General features: G+C 40.1%; 16 protein-coding genes and 2 tRNA genes. 15 read left to right on the top strand and 3 right to left on the bottom strand.

Annotated elements, in window-relative coordinates; all coding sequences use genetic code 11:
• The first annotated feature begins 119 nt into the window (after window positions 1-119).
• From GT641_RS02735 to sigG, 6 genes are all read left to right on the top strand, one after another.
• Window positions 120-1,772: an alpha-amylase family glycosyl hydrolase gene (locus GT641_RS02735; RefSeq protein ID WP_161116760.1), complete on the top strand. Its 1,653-nt coding sequence runs from the start codon at window positions 120-122 to the stop codon at window positions 1,770-1,772.
• Between the two features lie 558 nt (window positions 1,773-2,330).
• Complete coding sequence (locus tag GT641_RS02730; protein ID WP_008400675.1) at window positions 2,331-4,904, top strand: tubulin-like doman-containing protein; 2,574 nt, start codon at window positions 2,331-2,333, stop codon at window positions 4,902-4,904.
• Between the two features lie 153 nt (window positions 4,905-5,057).
• Window positions 5,058-5,762, top strand: coding sequence for a 4'-phosphopantetheinyl transferase superfamily protein (locus GT641_RS02725; RefSeq protein ID WP_008400677.1), 705 nt, complete (start codon window positions 5,058-5,060; stop codon window positions 5,760-5,762).
• Window positions 5,763-5,813: 51 nt separating this feature from the next.
• Window positions 5,814-6,317 carry a helix-turn-helix transcriptional regulator gene (locus GT641_RS02720; RefSeq protein WP_021943746.1) on the top strand — a complete coding sequence of 168 codons (504 nt, stop codon included), beginning with the start codon at window positions 5,814-5,816 and terminating at the stop codon, window positions 6,315-6,317.
• Window positions 6,318-6,319: 2 nt separating this feature from the next.
• A complete protein-coding gene (locus GT641_RS02715; protein WP_008400679.1) occupies window positions 6,320-7,918 on the top strand; it encodes a peptide chain release factor 3 in 1,599 nt (532 codons plus the stop codon).
• A 101-nt stretch (window positions 7,919-8,019) separates the two neighbouring features.
• Window positions 8,020-8,796 carry an RNA polymerase sporulation sigma factor SigG gene (gene sigG, locus GT641_RS02710; protein WP_008400680.1) on the top strand — a complete coding sequence of 259 codons (777 nt, stop codon included), beginning with the start codon at window positions 8,020-8,022 and terminating at the stop codon, window positions 8,794-8,796.
• Window positions 8,797-9,081: 285 nt separating this feature from the next.
• Here sigG and GT641_RS12940 read toward each other — a convergent pair whose 3' ends face one another.
• Window positions 9,082-9,312, bottom strand: coding sequence for a hypothetical protein (locus tag GT641_RS12940; RefSeq protein ID WP_008400681.1), 231 nt, complete (start codon window positions 9,310-9,312; stop codon window positions 9,082-9,084).
• 15 nt (window positions 9,313-9,327) lie between these two features.
• A complete protein-coding gene (gene argH, locus GT641_RS02705; RefSeq protein ID WP_008400682.1) occupies window positions 9,328-10,713 on the bottom strand; it encodes an argininosuccinate lyase in 1,386 nt (461 codons plus the stop codon).
• A gap of 199 nt (window positions 10,714-10,912) precedes the next feature.
• Between argH and GT641_RS02700 the strand changes: the two genes are divergently transcribed.
• From GT641_RS02700 to GT641_RS02665, 8 genes are all read left to right on the top strand, one after another.
• Window positions 10,913-11,980 (top strand): transglutaminase domain-containing protein, encoded by a 1,068-nt coding sequence (locus GT641_RS02700; RefSeq protein WP_161116759.1) that lies wholly within the window; start codon window positions 10,913-10,915, stop codon window positions 11,978-11,980.
• Window positions 11,981-12,071: 91 nt separating this feature from the next.
• On the top strand, window positions 12,072-12,596 hold the full coding sequence (locus GT641_RS02695; RefSeq protein ID WP_008400684.1) for a DUF1700 domain-containing protein: 525 nt from the start codon (window positions 12,072-12,074) through the stop codon (window positions 12,594-12,596).
• Between the two features lie 118 nt (window positions 12,597-12,714).
• Window positions 12,715-12,787 (top strand) — tRNA-Val (locus GT641_RS02690).
• Window positions 12,788-12,802: 15 nt separating this feature from the next.
• Window positions 12,803-12,876 (top strand) — tRNA-Met (locus GT641_RS02685).
• A gap of 147 nt (window positions 12,877-13,023) precedes the next feature.
• Entirely contained in the window at window positions 13,024-13,572 is a 549-nt protein-coding gene (ispF, locus tag GT641_RS02680) for a 2-C-methyl-D-erythritol 2,4-cyclodiphosphate synthase (protein WP_008400685.1), read from the top strand.
• Between the two features lie 12 nt (window positions 13,573-13,584).
• Complete coding sequence (locus GT641_RS02675; RefSeq protein ID WP_008400686.1) at window positions 13,585-14,511, top strand: GNAT family N-acetyltransferase; 927 nt, start codon at window positions 13,585-13,587, stop codon at window positions 14,509-14,511.
• Window positions 14,512-14,570: 59 nt separating this feature from the next.
• Window positions 14,571-15,092 (top strand): DUF6106 family protein, encoded by a 522-nt coding sequence (locus GT641_RS02670; RefSeq protein ID WP_008400687.1) that lies wholly within the window; start codon window positions 14,571-14,573, stop codon window positions 15,090-15,092.
• A gap of 65 nt (window positions 15,093-15,157) precedes the next feature.
• Entirely contained in the window at window positions 15,158-15,574 is a 417-nt protein-coding gene (locus GT641_RS02665) for a hypothetical protein (RefSeq protein ID WP_008400688.1), read from the top strand.
• 141 nt (window positions 15,575-15,715) lie between these two features.
• Here the strand turns inward: GT641_RS02665 and GT641_RS02660 are convergent, their stop codons facing one another.
• Window positions 15,716-15,949, bottom strand: a complete 234-nt coding sequence (locus tag GT641_RS02660) for a hypothetical protein (protein ID WP_021943757.1) — start codon at window positions 15,947-15,949, stop codon at window positions 15,716-15,718.
• 148 nt (window positions 15,950-16,097) lie between these two features.
• On the opposite strand from GT641_RS02660, the gene GT641_RS02655 reads away from it, so the two are divergent.
• Window positions 16,098-16,751, top strand: a complete 654-nt coding sequence (locus GT641_RS02655; protein ID WP_347562829.1) for an epoxyqueuosine reductase QueH — start codon at window positions 16,098-16,100, stop codon at window positions 16,749-16,751.
• Window positions 16,752-16,831 lie beyond the last annotated feature (80 nt).

The raw sequence follows: 16,831 nt of genomic DNA, 5'->3' as shown, positions 1-16,831 counted from the left end.
AATCGGAATTTGCATAAAAGTTTCGCGTATACGACAGGTTTGTGGTATAATTTTACATGAGTGATATGTATGGCTTTTTGCAATATGTATACAAAAAATGATAAAAGGAGATAAAGACTATGGCATGGTATGACAGCGCAGTATTTTATCATATTTACCCACTTGGATTGTGTGGATGTCCACATGATAACAATGGAGAGACGGGAGCACATTTTGACAAGTTAAATGAATGGGCGGAGCATGCGAAGCGGATCGGATGCAATGCGATTTATATAGGACCGTTATTTGAATCCGGTTCGCATGGATATGATACAACCGATTATCGGCTGGTAGACAGACGACTTGGAACAAATGATGACTTTAAGCAGTTCGTAAAGAACTGTCATGCAAATGATGTAAAGGTCATCGTAGATGGTGTATTTAATCATACAGGCAGAGATTTCTTTGCATTTCAGGATATAAAGCAGAACCGGGAGAATTCCAGATACAAGGATTGGTACTGCAATGTGAATTTCTGGGGTAACAACGAATATAACGATGGATTTTCCTATGATAACTGGGGCGGATATAATCTGCTTGCGAAATTAAACCTCTGGAATCCGGAAGTAAAGAATTATCATCTTGAAACCGTAAAGTTCTGGGTCGATGAATTTGATATTGATGGAATCCGTCTGGATGCTGCGGACGTACTTGATTTTGGCTTTATGAAAGAATTACGTTCCTTCTGCAATGGATTAAAGCCGGATTTCTGGCTGATGGGCGAGGTTATTCATGGAGATTATTCGAGATGGGTAAATAACGATATGCTCCATTCCGTAACAAATTATGAACTGCATAAGGGCTTGTATTCCGGACATAACGACCATAACTATTTTGAGATTGCACATACGATCAAGCGTTTAAATGGCATTGTAGGTGATAAGAAGTTATATACCTTCTGTGATAACCACGATGTAGCAAGAATTTACAGTAAATTAAATAACAAGGCGCATATGTACAATGTAGCGATCCTCGTATATACCGTACCGGGAATTCCGTCAATCTATTACGGTTCTGAATTCGGTATACCGGGCAATAAGGAGAATGGTTCAGACTGGAATCTGCGTCCGGATCTGAATCTGGCTGATTTTAATGAAAAAGATGAGCTCCCTGCATTGTATACAACACTTGGACATCTGAAACAGAGATTTCCGGAACTGACCTATGGAGACTACCGGGAATTGTATCTGACGACCGGACAGTTTGCATTTGCAAGATGTCTGGATGGACGTGCAGTTGTAACAGCATTGAATAATGCAGATAACGGTGCACACATGGAGATCAATCTGCCGATTGGTGCAAATAAAGCAGTCAACCTCCTGACGATCGATCAGTCAACAGAAGTACAGGAGGATACCTGTACAGATGATGCAACAGCAAAGGCATGGGGAAATGCACGAAATGAGCTGCTTGATAAAGCCGGTCAGTTGGTTGGAGCCTCCGGTGAGATCCGCTATAAGGCAGAAGATATCCGTAAGGCATTAGAAGCACTGGAAACAGGCGCAGACTTCGGACAGGCAGTATGGAATCTGTTTGGAAATCTGAATGATACCATGAACAACATGCATCGTGTGATCGGCGAATTCGAACAGACTATGCATAAGCAGGAGAGAAACGCTGTAGCCGCAGGCGGTGACTGTACAGGTGGAGAAAGCCTTGAGATCCGCGATGGTAAGCTGATCGTAGACCTCCCGGCAAACAAGGGTGTTGTCGTATATTTAACCAATGAATAATATATAATTTGCCTACATTTTACTTATAGTAATGAAAATTACTATGAGAAGATGGTATTAAGTATTTTGTATAATATTTTATTAGAGAAATTTATAGACAGAAAAAGTCCATCAGACTTGTTTCCTTCAGAGGACTGGCTCTGTTATAAAATGACATCAGCGAGAATTTCGTAGTGAGATGCACATTGCCAGTAAATACGGGTGCTTGTTTGAGTCGAAGGCGAGTTAGCACAGGAGTATTTACGAATCAGGCATGTGCAGCGAATAGAAATCGCAGCGAGTCATTTATAGCAGAGTCAGTTTTCTGAATGAGCAAGTCTGATGGACTTTTTTGTCGCAAAAATTTATGCATAAAGAATAAGAGTTATGTGTAGAATGTTAAGATTGTATAGGAAAAAGAATACAAAACTTCTAAAAAATATGTAGCTTTTTGTTGAAAATCACATAAAATAGTGTTAGCATAAAATATATATGTTAGTATATTTGTGACGGAGCTGCGCAGAATTGGCTGAACCCGCTTCTGTGCCGGGGGAATGGTTATAATTAAGGAGATTGTATATGATACTTATTGATACGCAAAAAGAAGAATTTAGCAAACTGAGAGACATCCGCGTATTTGGAAGGATCAGTCATGATGACCGGTTTAATGGGAATTTGCTTGTAATTGGTTTAGGTGGAATCGGAAGCAGAACAGTTTGTAATTTAAAAGGAATGATGGTCGATGATATCACACCGGAGGATAATATTCATTTTCTGATGGTTGATTCAGATATTCCCGAGATGGAACAGACAATTGAGGACAGTAAAGAACATATTGGTTTTAATGCACTTGAAGTATTAAGTATCTACAGACCTAATATTGAAAATATACTTGCGGATGGAATCAAGAAGAATCCGGTACATCCGAATCTAGCAAACTGGATGGATGCAGATTTTCCGGATGTAACAGTGACAAAGGATGGTGCGCATGGCAATCGTCAGATCGGACGACTGATGTTTTCAAATGCTTATGAAGATATCCGTATGCTGTTATTTGACAGACTGGAAGAGATCCATGATAAAGCGAATGGTAACTGGATGGATGTGATCATCGTATCAAGTCTTTCCGGCGGAACCGGAAGCGGTATCTTATCCGATCTTGCATATAATATTCGTGCATACGGAAAGGCAAAAAAGTGGGCGAATCTTCGGATCGGAGGCTGTTTGTTAATGCCGGATGTTATATTTGGCAACAAGAGCGTAACCCAAGATCCGGAATTAATGTTCCGAATGATGGCAAATGGCTGTGCTGCGTTAAAAGAAGTTGATTATTATATGAAGCTTTCAGAAAAGGATGATGCATATATATTTGAAAGCACCACTCACAAGATGGTGATCCGGGAGAATCTGTTCGATGCATGTATGCTTGTATCCGGTAAAAAGGACAGTCAGGGATATCTGCCGGAGGGAACAATTCTTATGGATACAGCAAGCTTCTTATATAAGCTTGCATGTAATAAATATATCGGTAACAATGATGTAAATGATGACAGGAAGCTGCTTCGTGATGTGTTCTTTGATAACGAGAAATATTCTGTGACAAACTGGAAGATGGAGCATTCGGATTCTGAGATTGCGACAGCAAACTGTTATTATAAGGTTGTCAGTGAAGCAGATTATAAGATACCAATCCGTGAGATTGAGAATATCTGTGAGAGTGATCTGTTCAATAAGGCGTATAAGCGATTATTTGTATCTCCGTTCGACAATCCGCAGATTGAAACGGATATTAAGGATGCTTTAAAGGAACTGGATGCTTTTCTTCATGCAGAGCCGGGGGATGAGATCAACCTCAGTGTGAACGGGTTGATCCAGTTTGGACAGTTTACGAAGCCAACCTATAAGATGATCAAGAAGCATACAGACGGACTCAGAGAACATATGGGTGAGAAGCTTGATAATATGGATAAGGAGCTTCCGGTTATGATCAAGTCCATTAAGAATAAATTATGGAATTCCTTAGATGCGGTAATTGCCAGATATATCGAGAAATGCGGTCCGTATGCAGCAATTGATATTATCGGAGCACCGACAGCCGGTGTGGCAGATTCTACCAGAGGTATGATGGCAGAGGTTAAGAAGCTGCAGGAGCTTCACAGCAAATATACACCATCCGGTGAATATTCCAGAATTATAGAATCTATATGTGAGATTGTAGCAAAACGTTTCTTCACTTTTCCGTCTGCAAAGCGTGAGACAGAGAATGGATATTATGATGCCTGTATCAAAGAGACACTTGCTGCAGAACGAAATCGGATCATGGATGAGATTGATGCACAGGATCTGTTTGGTGATACACTTCGTTGGTTGCAGCAGCGAGCAGAGCGTTTGGATGAGATCTATTCCCAGTTCGGAGAAGATCTGAAGAATTCAATCGAGGATCTTGCAAATGAAGGTAAGGTAACAACCAAGAATATATTAAAGAATGCAGCCAGACATGAATTCCTTCCGACTGATTATGTAAATGACAGTCGTATCAATGAGGTAAAGGATGGATTGATCCGGTTGATGTTAGATAATGAAGCAAATATTGATAACGGAAGAGTTGTTCCTGTCAAGGATGCGATGGAGAAGATTTATCGTCGTTTATTCAGCGGTATCGGAGCATATGGTCCGGAGAAGATGTTATCCGTTGCATTCTCTGATAAGAAGCTTGCGGAGAATGATATCAATGTTATGTTTGGTTCACCGACAAATGACCGACGGGATGAAGTTATGCAGAAGGTAGCTGCTGCATTTGTAAATGATATTCAGGAAGAAAAGCAGTTATGTGTGCTCAAGGATGGCTACAAAGAACTTTTGTTAAATAAGAAATATATATCAGTGCCAAATGTAATGCCGTATTTCAGTAGGGCAGTAAAAGGAATCCTGATGGATAAACCATATAATGAGAAGGAGGATTCCATTACATTGAATCCTGGGGAGATCGAGATTTCGATCAATGATATGTATGTCGGCGTGCCTGCATCTATGATGGCATGTACAGCAGAGATGCAGAAAGCCTATAATGCAGTAGATAGTTCTTACAAAGGACTGCATATTGACGAAGTGAATAGGGATATGAGAGATTTCCCGAATCTTTGCACGTTATAATAAATAGTATGAAAGAATCCTGCATGTGGAGGTGTATGAAACCGTTAGTGTTTTTCAAACTTTCGTATGTGGGGTTTTTTTAAATTTGATTTTTACCGGAATATGGTTATACTAGAAAAAGATTTACATGAATAGATAGAAAGGAAAATTTCCATGCTGATTTGGTATGCGGATGTGTCGGATATGACAGAGGAGCAGATGAAAAAGTATCTGGAAGAGCTGTCTGAGTATCGTTTGGAAAAAGTGAATAGGCTTCGATATGAGAAGGATAAGAAATTGTCGGTTGCTGCGGGAATTTTGCTTGACCGGGCGTTAAAAGAGTGTCATTTGTCTGAGAAAGACTGTCGCTATCAGATCATGGAGCATGGCAAGGTTTATCTGGCAGATCATCCTGAGATAGCATTTAATATCAGTCACAGCGGATGCGTTGCAGTTCTGATCTTTCATAAAGAAACGAAACACGATCTGTCCTGTGGCATTGATATCGAGCTGATACAGGGTGGACGGGAGAAGATCGTGAACCGGTTATTTTCAGAAGCGGACAAAGAACAATATAAGAAGTTGGATCCGGATGCGGCTGCGTTATATTTTGCGCGGGTCTGGACCCGGATGGAATCATTTGGTAAGATGACAGGAAAAGGACTTGATTTTTCAGATCCGACTCAGAAAAAAATTATGGATCGTTCAGAGATGAAAAAGAAAAATGTCTATTTCCGAGAATTCAGAATAACAGATAAAACAGGTCGGGAATATAATCTCTGTGCCTGTGCAGATAAGGAAGGTTTGTTAGAAGAAACTGTATTTTCTGATAAGTCGGTTCTTTTTTCTTCTCAGAATGTAGATTGTGTGGTAATATGATGATGAAAATTTATGTACTGCTACATAAGTGAAGTTTTGGAGGAACATGATATGAGTAAAAAAGCTACGAAAGCACTGAATAATCCGTATTATATCGCAAGATATAATGCATCAAAGAATAATCCAAATCTTACCAGCCGGGAAAAGACGGCTGAGATTTTAAATATTGACCGGACGCGGTTATCACGGATCGAGCTTGGCATGTCAGTTCCTTATCCGGAAGAAGTTCTGGCGATGGCGGATGTATATGAGATACCGGAGCTTTGTAATATGTATTGCTCAGGGGAGTGTGCAATCGGTCGTGAGACAGTGAAACCGATCAATGCAGATAGCTTGGATCGACTGATCCTTCAGTTCCTTGGATCTTCTCAGAAGATGGAGAATATTACGGAGCAACTGATCAATATCACCTCCGATGGAATTGTAGATGAAGGAGAACTGGAGCAGTTTGATTCGGTTCTGTCTGAATTGGAAAAAATGTCGGTCAACATTCAATCGTTGATGATGTGGGCTAAAAAAAATAAAGATTCAATTATGAGTAAAAGAGGAAATTAGAAATGGCAGACAAGAATATCGAAAACGAGATTAAGAAAAGAAGAACATTTGCGATCATATCCCACCCGGATGCCGGTAAGACGACTTTAACAGAGAAGTTTCTCCTGTTTGGTGGTGCAATCAATACGGCAGGATCGGTAAAAGGAAAAGCAAATTCCAAATATGCGGTATCCGATTGGATGGATATTGAGAAGGAGAGAGGTATATCAGTTACCTCATCCGTTCTTCAGTTTAATTATGAAGGCTACTGTATCAATATTCTTGATACACCGGGACATCAGGATTTCTCAGAAGACACATATCGAACCCTGATGGCTGCGGATTCTGCTGTTATGGTTATTGATGCCTCAAAGGGTGTAGAGGCACAGACGATCAAGCTTTTTAAGGTCTGTGTAATGCGTCATATCCCGATTTTTACATTTATTAATAAGATGGATCGTGATGCAAGAGATACATTTGAATTGTTAGATGAGATTGAAAATGTCCTTGGAATACGTACCTGTCCGATGAACTGGCCAATCGGTTCCGGTAAGGAATTTAAGGGTGTCTATGACAGAGAGACCAAGATGGTCGATACCTTTGAAGCAATCTCAACCGGTGGTGCGAAGAAGGCTGCGGAGACGCAATATCATATCGAGGATCAGGAGCTTAAGGATCTGATCGGACCGTACCTGTATGACCAGTTTAAGGAAGAAATTGAATTGGTTGACGGTGCAACCGATGAAGTCGATCTCGAGAAGGTTCAGAAGGGAGAGCTTTCACCCGTATTCTTTGGTTCTGCACTGAATACATTCGGTATCGATATGTTCCTGAATTATTTCCTGAAAATGACGACACCTCCTCTTGGAAGAATGTCGGATCAGGGTGTGATCGATCCGGTTACAGAACCATTTTCAGCTTTCGTATTTAAGATACAGGCAAATATGAATAAAGCGCATCGTGACAGAATCGCATTTATGCGTATCTGTTCAGGTAAATTTGAAGCCGGTATGGAGGTTTACCATGCAGCCAGTAAGCGTAAATTAAAATTATCCCAGCCGCAGCAGCTTATGGCGCAGGATCGTAAGATCGTAGAAGAAGCATATGCGGGTGATGTAATCGGTGTATTTGATCCGGGATTATTTTCAATCGGTGATACTCTTACATTTCCGGGTAAGAAATTCCAGTACGAAGGAATTCCGACATTTGCGCCGGAGCATTTCTGTCGTGTTGTTCAGATGAATACGATGAAGCGTAAGCAGTTTGTACAGGGTGTTACTCAGATCGCACAGGAGGGTGCAATTCAGATCTTTCAGGAGTTTACAGCAGGATTGTCTGAGATTATCGTAGGTGTTGTAGGTGTTCTTCAGTTTGATGTATTAAAATACAGACTGGAGAATGAATATGGATGTGAGATCCGTTTAGAGCCGATCCCTTATAACTATATCCGTTGGGTAAAAGATCCATCTACAGATCTTACAAAGCTGAAACGTGTCAGCGATGTTAAGAAGGTGAAGGATATGAAGGGTAATCCATTATTGTTATTTGCAAATGAATGGGTTATCAATCAGGTGCTTGAGCATAATGAAGGACTGGAACTGTTAGAGTTCAGAAAGAATTAAATAAATGAATAATCTACCTTGAAAATGTAAATCCTTTTCTTATGAGGCCTAAGAAAAAATCCGTTTGACAGACAGGCAGACATAAGCAGGAGGAACATGATATGGCACTGAACAGGGTAGTGATATGTGGTGTGAATACAGCCAGACTTCCGTTACTGACAGACAAGGAAAAGGATGAATTGTTTGACAGGATCGAGCAGGGAGATATGGCTGCCAGAGAGACCTTTATCAAGGGCAATCTGCGACTGGTTCTGAGTGTGATCCAGAGATTTTCGAATTCAAATGAGAACCCTGACGATCTGTTTCAGGTTGGATGCATAGGATTGATAAAAGCAATTGATAATTTTGACCGGAGTCTGAATGTGAAGTTTTCGACATATGCAGTTCCGATGATACTTGGAGAATGTCGGAGGTATCTGCGGGATAATAACAGTATCAGGGTATCCAGGTCGTTAAGAGATATTGCATATAAGGCAATCTACACAAAGGATGCTTTGTTAAAGAAGTTGGATCGGGAACCGACCGTGGATGAAATTGCAAAGGAGATCGATGTAGCACCGGAAGATATCACGACAGCACTGGATGCCATATCGACACCGGTTTCATTATATGAGCCTGTTTATCAGGAAGGCGGAGATACGTTATATATCGTAGATCAGTTAAGTGATAAGAAGAATAAAGAAGAAAATTGGGTAGAGAATATTTCATTGAAAGAGGCAATGAAGAAATTAAACGAGAGAGAATATAATATATTAAGGCTCCGTTTCTTTGAAGGAAAGACACAGACCGAGGTCGCATCGGAGATCGCAATTTCACAGGCGCAGGTCAGCCGTATCGAAAAGAGTGCGATCAAATCTCTAAAGGGCTACCTCAGATAATATATGGACGATTAAGAGGTATCTATATATTTATTCTACAGAGCATTTTCATTCTATTTTTACGCTGTATAACTTTGAACTAACCTCGGCTAAATAGCCTTGGTAAGGGCTCAGTTATCACGTAGCGGTACTAAACTCACCGCCTTGCGGTTCGTTAAGGACCGACATGAAAAAGGTCTGTAGAACAAAATATAGATACCTCTTTATTTGTTTATAGGTAAATCTGTGTTATTGTGATTTCCCATATTTTATTTTAGTTTTTACATTTATTGTGCTTTTTTTGCTCTATTTATTCTTGTTTTGAGCTTCTAGCTGTGATTTGGCTTCGGTGGCAAGCTCTGCCATATAGTCCTGAACGGTTGTGCCGCCGGTGTCGCTGTTTTTCATGAGATTTGCTTTCAGCTTTTCTACTTCCTCGAGTGGAAGATCGCTCATTATGGCAACCTCGGCCGGTTCGATGTGAACATTTAACATTCGTTCAGCCAGATCATATTTTGCTTTTGTTGTTCGATTCATTTCTGATTCATCTCCTTACTTATTCAGATCCTTCAGATAAGCTTCGTTGATCTCGATGATCTTATTCATAGCTTCCGGTCCCGGAGCACCGATTGTATTACGTTTATTGACACATTCTTCCATGCTGATCGCCAGATAGATGTCGTCTTCAAATACCGGGCAGATTGCCTTGTAATCGTCTAGTGGAAGCTCATCCAGCGAGATGTTCCGTTCGATACAGGTGAGAACCAGTTCACCTACGATGCCGTGAGCATCACGGAATGGAACACCGTGGTTTACCAGATAATCGGCAGCATCCGTAGCATTTGTGAATCCGTTCTTTGCAGATGCTTCCATACGGTCTTTATTTACAGTCATAGTTTTTATCATACCGTTAAATAATGCGATACATCCCTTTACGGTATCGATCGCATCAAAGGTAAATTCCTTATCCTCTTGCATATCCTTATTATAAGCAAGCGGAATTCCCTTCATTGTGGTAAGGAGAGAAGTCAGTGCGCCATAGACACGTCCGGTCTTACCACGAACCAGCTCTGCGATATCAGGGTTTTTTTTCTGTGGCATGATCGAGCTTCCTGTGCTGTATGCGTCATCCAGTTCGACAAACTGATATTCATTTGTATTCCAGATAATGATCTCCTCTGAGAAACGGCTCAGATGCATCATGATCGTTGAAAGAGCGGATAATAATTCGATGCAGTAATCACGGTCTGCGACAGAATCCATACTGTTAAGAGTAGGACCTGCAAAATCAAGCAGGGAAGCAGTTAGCTCACGATCCAGAGGGTAAGTTGTGCCGGCTAAAGCACCGGAGCCCAGTGGACAGTAATTCATTCTTGCATAGATATCACACAGACGGCCGTAATCACGCTTGAACATCTCCATGTATGCACCAAAGTGATGGGCGAGAGTGATCGGCTGCGCCTTCTGTAAATGTGTAAATCCGGGCATATATGTGTGGATATGTTCCTTCATCAGGGAATGTAAGGTGTTCATTAATTCCAGTACAAGAGCTTTAATTTCAACGATCTCATCTCTTACATAGAGCTTCATATCAAGAGCTACCTGATCATTACGGCTTCTTCCGGTATGTAATTTCTTACCGGTATCACCGATACGGTCAATCAGATTTGCTTCTACAAAGCTGTGAATATCTTCATATTTGGATGTGATTTCAAGTGTACCATTTTCCACATCGGTAAGTATGCTGTTTAAGCCGTCGATGATCTGATCTCGTTCTGCTTCTGTAAGGATGCCGGATGCTGCAAGCATGGTAACATGCGCAATGCTTCCGCGGATATCCTGTTTATAGAACTTCTGATCAAAAGAGATCGAAGCATTAAAGTTATATACTAATTGGTCTGTTTCTTTTGTAAAACGACCACCCCAGAGCTGTGCCATAATGTAGTTCCTCTTTTCTCTAAAATAATTTTAACTGTTTCATTTTACAACAGGATGAGAGCTTAATCAACAAAAACAGGGATTAGCAGAAGAATTTTGCATGGTAAATATCAAATTTTTATGAAAAAGATATTTACAGGTTTACAGCAGTTGTGGACAGATGATAAAATAACCTAAATTGTCAGAATGGATGGATTGGATGAAGAAACGACATTTTATTTTGAAAGGAATCATTACGGCACTTGTGCTGATCGTTCTTTTCTATACAGGAAGATGGGCATTTTTTAATATATTTCATCGTCAGGATGTTGTGAACGGACTGGTAGCATTACGAACAAATGTAATGCATTCGATGGAGGATGGAAATGATTCTGATATCTTTTATGTAAAGAATGTAAAGATAAAGGATATCAGTGATATTAATAAATATGTGGATTCGGCATTCGGAAGTGTAGATACCTATCGGGTATTGGTATCTTCCGGTGATTATCTTGCAATTCAGCTTTCTTTTGATCGTAGCGAGAATTACTATGTGATCCGGAAAGCGCTTTTTGATGAAGAGATACCATCGGATAAAAAGAAAGCGATTGCTATGTATGATGCATATATAGAATTTTATCAGACCTGCATCAAAGAACCGATGAGTGATTTTGACAAAGAGGTGGCGGTACATGACTATCTGATAAAAAACTGTGTATATGGTTTTCCGGAGGAACAGCAGGATGCATATGATGCCTATGGTGTCCTTGTATCTCATAAAGCAGTATGTGATGGTTATGCGGAAGCGTTTTTTATGTTGATGACCTGTCTTGATATTCCATGTGATATTGTAGTCGGAACGGCAGATGGTGACCTGCATGCGTGGAATCAGGTTGAACTTAATGGCAAATGGTATAATATCGATCTGACTTGGGATGATGCGGTTCCGGACATGGGATCGTATATAAAACACACATATTTTAATCTGACAGATGAGGCACTTGCCGAAAATCATACATGGGAACGGGAGTTTTACCGTACCTGCACAGATACAGATATGAATTATTATGTGAAGACATTTGCAGTATTTGATGATTTTGAAGCATATAAGAAAGGGATCACGAAGCAGATCGGACGCTCGGATGTGCTCGAAGCAATTGTTTATTATATGGATACGGACAGACCGGATCTGTCATTTCTCTATGACAGTTCGGCTATAAAAAAACTTAAGTATCTGGTTGAAGATATGGGAGAATATTATGTGATCATTGTATATGTAAATATATGATTTTATTATTGTAAAACAAAATGCCCGTGACAGTACGGGAGAAAGGAAAACTCAATGCCTGATGAACAGGGGAGAGTGAAGTGTGATAAAAATGAGTAAGAAGGAATTTATGGATCAGCTCAGAGAAGGCTTGGATGGGAATGTATCATATGAGAAATATCGTGAAACAATAGAATATTATGAGTCTTATTTCCGGAGAAAAATAGCAGAAGGTAAGACTGAGGAGGAAATTGTTGCGGAACTTGGCTCCGGGCGACTGATCGCAAAGACGATCGTTGATACCGCAGGAGCTGACCGGACAGAACAGAGCTATACCTATACAGAGACAACGAACGGCAGACGCGGAAGTGTGAGCCGAGATGGAGGAGACACACCAAAGGGCTGGCATATCAAAATGGATGAAAATGGAAATACCAGTGTCTGCTTTGGAAAACTTGATTTTTCTACGACGCTTGGTAAGGTTGTGATCGGAATCGGACTTGTTTTATTACTTGCCCTGATCGTATTACTGGTTGTGATCGGAGTTAAGATTCTTGTATATGTGATCATTCCGGTTGCTGCAATTTTGTTTATCGTGAACCTGATCATCAGTCTGATCGACAATCATCGAATGTAGTCGGAAGCAGATTTTTTAACAAATAAAAAAGTTTTAAAAAAGTTGAAAAAAGTTCTTGACAATTATCGGTATATCCCTTATACTAGCAAAGGTGTTCGACAGAGAACACAAACGAAATGGGATCTTAGCTCAGCTGGGAGAGCATCTGCCTTACAAGCAGAGGGTCACAGGTTCGAGCCCTGTAGGTCCCATTTAAAATAAAATATGGCGGGATAGCTCAGTTGGCTAGAGCATGCGGTTCATACCCGCAGTGTCGAGGGTTCAAATCCCCCTCCCGCTACTAACCTTTAATCGTCATGATATCATGGCGATTTTTTTTGTAGCAGTGTGATGGTATTTGAATAAACCGGCATATTGATGCCGGTTCATGTGGTCATCATAACGATAGAAAAATATGAGTGAATGAAATAATAAGGAGAAATCAAATATGCGAGTTGGAATGGGCTATGATGTTCATAAATTAGTAGAAGACAGAAAGTTGATCCTTGGCGGAGTGGAGATTCCATACGAGAAAGGACTGCTTGGGCATTCAGATGCAGATGTTCTGCTTCATGCGATCATGGATGCGCTTCTCGGTGCTGCGGCATTGGGAGATATCGGCAGGCATTTTCCGGATACAGATGACCGTTATAAGGGGGCAGACAGCATGGTGCTGTTAAAGAAAGTGAAGAAGCTTCTGGATGAGAAATTTTTCTTTATAGAGAATATAGATGCGACAGTGATCGCACAGCAGCCGAAGCTTGCCCCATATATAGAAGATATGAGAAAGAATATTGCAGAATGTCTGGAACTTCCGGTGAACAGGGTGAATGTGAAGGCTACGACAGAGGAAAAGCTGGGATTTACCGGAGTGGGTCTTGGAATCAGTTCACAGGCTGTCTGTCTGTTAGAGACTGTCGGGAACTATGATTATGATGTTATGGGAATGAACCAGGGAGGCTGCGCCGGCTGTCAGGGCTGTCCGGTCAGACAGTAGGTAGTTTAGGGTATGAATGAAGAAAGATGCGATCAGATGGATTGCAAAACGTTTGATTCGATCAGGATAGAAACTGCCGGAGCGGAAGATATGAACGAGATCCGTAAGCTCTGGAAACAGTCATTTGACGATCAGGATGCATATATGGATTATTATTTTTCAAATGTGGCAACAAGGAATCATATCTTTGTGGCAAAGACTGACTCCAAGATTATTTCTATGGTGCATTTGAATTCATATACTCTTGCTGAGACGACAGCAGGAGCAACCACATATAAAAAGGGTGGATATATCGTTGGCGTTGCGACCGAGCCTGAGTTCCGAAGACATGGAATCATGTCGATATTAATGAAGCATGTGCTTGCATATGCGGCTGAGAATGATTACGATTATATTTATCTGATGCCGGAGAAAGAGATCTATTATAAAGGTCTGGGATTTGCTCCGGTAGTAGAAAGCGGCTTTTATAATATAACCGATCTGAAACCTGAGAAGAATGATTATGAGCTTTGTGGGTTGGAAGATATAACAGATGAACAGTTGCAGAGTTTTTCTGAAAAACTGGCACAACGCTATGATCTCTTTGTACCACGAACCAGAGCCTACCTGGAAGATCTTGGAATGGAATGTCAGTCCCTGTTCGGTGATGTATATATTATAAAGGATGAGAATGAGATAGCGGCGGTGTATGGAACCATGTATGATGGGGATCGCGCAGAGATCGTTCAGTATTGTACAGTTACCGGATCGCTTGATCCGTTGTTATATGGAATTTGTGAGAGTGATATTCCTGTATTTTCTAAGGTTGAATTGTTTGGAACATATACAGATCATAAGATGATAAAGAAAGGCCGTGGGATCATGTTTTATGAGCCATATACGGAGTACACAGAATTATATAGAAAATCAGATCGTATTTTCATAAATGAAGTGGTTTAAAAAAATATGGATACCATGTATAATAGTTGTAGAGTGTATATACAAAAAGGAGAAATAAAATGACAACAGACGGATATGTAGAACATATAGTGAAAACAAAGACTTCTGCCGGAATCATGGCATTGATCGTACTTGGAGCAATTATCACCGTGGTGGGAGCATTTTTTATGTTCTTTGTACCGGGAGGCACAATCTTTGGACTTCCGCTTGCGGTTGTTGGTGTAATTATATTTTCATTTGCGATTAATCGAAAAGAGTGTGAGTTTGAATATTTGTTCGTAAATGATGATGTTGAGGTTGCAAGGATCACCGCAAAGAGCAGCAGAAAACAGGTGTATCATTTTGAAGGCGGAGAAGTAAAACAGATCACGACTGTAGATTCAATCTATAGGGATAATGAGCATCAGGCAAATTCCGGTATTAAAACGATGAATTTCACTTCAAAGGATAAGAACACAGAGAATCCTGTTTATTCTTTCATCCTGAATAAGAATAACCGCACAGAGGAAGTCCTGTTAGAGCTTGATGCAAAGACGATTGAACATGTAAAACAATTTTTCAAAGGAAAAATCCGGGAATAGAGAAAGTCAGGAACGGACACATATTTATAAGCAGAAAGACAGATACTATAAAAGAGGTGCTTGCGATGAAAATTACTTTTTTTAAATATCTGTCTTTGTTTTTGACCGGAGGAATGGTATATTATTTTCTTGAAATATTTACCAGAGATTATTCTCATTATTCCATGATAATCTGTGGGGGGCTGTGTATGATTGCCTGCGGAGGTTTGAATCAGATGTTCCCGAGAATGCCGATCTCGTTACAGATGTTTTTATCGGCAGAGATCATAACATTGTTGGAATTTATTACCGGAGTTATAGTAAATCTGATCTTTCATGTCGGAGTATGGGATTATTCATATCTGCCATATAATGTGATGGGGCAGATATGTCTGCCATATTCTGTGTTGTGGATGTTCCTTTCATTGATCATAATATTTGTGGATGATGGAATCAGGCATTTTCTGTTTGGAGAAGAATTGCCGGAGTACAGATTGTTTTAAATATAAATACAAAGCGAGTTTTTTTGTTGTTGAAGCAGCTGCGACGTTTAGAGTAATAAAAAAAGCTTATAACAGATTCGGTCTGAAATCCGGACTTCTGATGATAAGCTTCTTTTATGTGGTGTGAAATTAAATACGAAACTATGGCTGAAGAGGAGTCATCTTAAGTCCTTTATACAATTTGGTATAAAGACTTCTTTCATCGGAGTAAAGCATGATTCCCCGTGCACCATCTTTAACAATGTAGGCGTATTTATTCTTCTGTACATTCATGTACAAAACTTCCTCCACATTCAGTTCTTTGGCTTTCACTTTTGCAACGCTGACACTTACCGGCTGTAATTTGTATTTTTTGATTGCCTGTTCAACTGTCATGATAAACACCTCCATCATATAGTATGTCTATGTTTGTTTGAATATAGTATATTGTATAGATAGCACAAAGTCAACTGTAAATAATGCACAAAAAGGCAAAAAAAGGGAAAAACTTCCGTTATTTTTGATAAAAAAGGAGAGATAAATAGTGAAAAATGCAAACTATTATACTATGATGGAAGAAGAATTGAAGAAAATATCGGATTCCGGCAGTAAAAAGAAGATATTGCTTCATTGCTGCTGTGCCCCGTGTTCCAGTCATTGCCTTGAAGTTCTGACCGATTATTTTGATATTACTGCTTATTTTTATAATCCGAATATCACAAGTGATGAAGAATACGAGAAACGCTGGAATGAATTAAAACGCTTTGTTCATGAAGTATATCAGGAGAATGGGGTGGAGTCATATCTGGAAGAGCATGAGAGCGAACGGTTTCTTGAAATGGCAAAAGGAATGGAAGAGGAACCGGAACGTGGAATCCGGTGCTATGCTTGTTATAAGCTTCGTCTGGATAAAAGTGCAGCATTTGCAAAGAAGCATGGATTTGATTATTTTACTACGACACTGTCGATCAGCCCGCATAAAAATGCAGACTGGCTCAATGAGATCGGAGAAGAACTGGGTGAGCAGTATGGTATAACATTTTTGCATAGTGATTTTAAGAAGAAAAACGGATATAAACATTCGATCGAGCTTTCAAAGGAATATAATTTATATAGACAGAACTTCTGCGGCTGTGAATTCAGCAGAAGAGTGTATGAAGCAACAGAAAAAATGAAGCAGGAAGCTGCTCAGAAATAAGTTGACGAATTTCGATGAAAAAGTGTTGTCTAACAATAACAAATGTGTTAGAATTGACAAAACTAGAAAAAAGAGGCAGA

This window comes from Clostridium sp. BIOML-A1 (genome assembly GCF_009874105.1).
GTDB lineage: Bacteria > Bacillota > Clostridia > Lachnospirales > Lachnospiraceae > Coprococcus.
This window is presented reverse-complemented; position numbering and strand designations above follow the sequence as displayed.

Excerpts from the sequence above, each read along its gene's own strand:
- GT641_RS02715 (WP_008400679.1), top strand. The coding sequence starts at position 6,320 with ATGGCAGACAAGAATATCGAAAACGAGATTAAGAAAAGAAGAACATTT.
- GT641_RS12940 (WP_008400681.1), bottom strand. The coding sequence starts at position 9,312 with ATGAATCGAACAACAAAAGCAAAATATGATCTGGCTGAACGAATGTTA.
- GT641_RS02670 (WP_008400687.1), top strand. The coding sequence starts at position 14,571 with ATGACAACAGACGGATATGTAGAACATATAGTGAAAACAAAGACTTCT.
- GT641_RS02695 (WP_008400684.1), top strand. The coding sequence starts at position 12,072 with ATGAGTAAGAAGGAATTTATGGATCAGCTCAGAGAAGGCTTGGATGGG.
- GT641_RS02675 (WP_008400686.1), top strand. The coding sequence starts at position 13,585 with ATGAATGAAGAAAGATGCGATCAGATGGATTGCAAAACGTTTGATTCG.
- GT641_RS02730 (WP_008400675.1), top strand. The coding sequence starts at position 2,331 with ATGATACTTATTGATACGCAAAAAGAAGAATTTAGCAAACTGAGAGAC.
- GT641_RS02735 (WP_161116760.1), top strand. The coding sequence starts at position 120 with ATGGCATGGTATGACAGCGCAGTATTTTATCATATTTACCCACTTGGA.
- GT641_RS02665 (WP_008400688.1), top strand. The coding sequence starts at position 15,158 with ATGAAAATTACTTTTTTTAAATATCTGTCTTTGTTTTTGACCGGAGGA.
- GT641_RS02660 (WP_021943757.1), bottom strand. The coding sequence starts at position 15,949 with ATGACAGTTGAACAGGCAATCAAAAAATACAAATTACAGCCGGTAAGT.
- GT641_RS02720 (WP_021943746.1), top strand. The coding sequence starts at position 5,814 with ATGAGTAAAAAAGCTACGAAAGCACTGAATAATCCGTATTATATCGCA.
- GT641_RS02700 (WP_161116759.1), top strand. The coding sequence starts at position 10,913 with ATGAAGAAACGACATTTTATTTTGAAAGGAATCATTACGGCACTTGTG.
- GT641_RS02725 (WP_008400677.1), top strand. The coding sequence starts at position 5,058 with ATGCTGATTTGGTATGCGGATGTGTCGGATATGACAGAGGAGCAGATG.
- ispF (WP_008400685.1), top strand. The coding sequence starts at position 13,024 with ATGCGAGTTGGAATGGGCTATGATGTTCATAAATTAGTAGAAGACAGA.
- argH (WP_008400682.1), bottom strand. The coding sequence starts at position 10,713 with ATGGCACAGCTCTGGGGTGGTCGTTTTACAAAAGAAACAGACCAATTA.
- sigG (WP_008400680.1), top strand. The coding sequence starts at position 8,020 with ATGGCACTGAACAGGGTAGTGATATGTGGTGTGAATACAGCCAGACTT.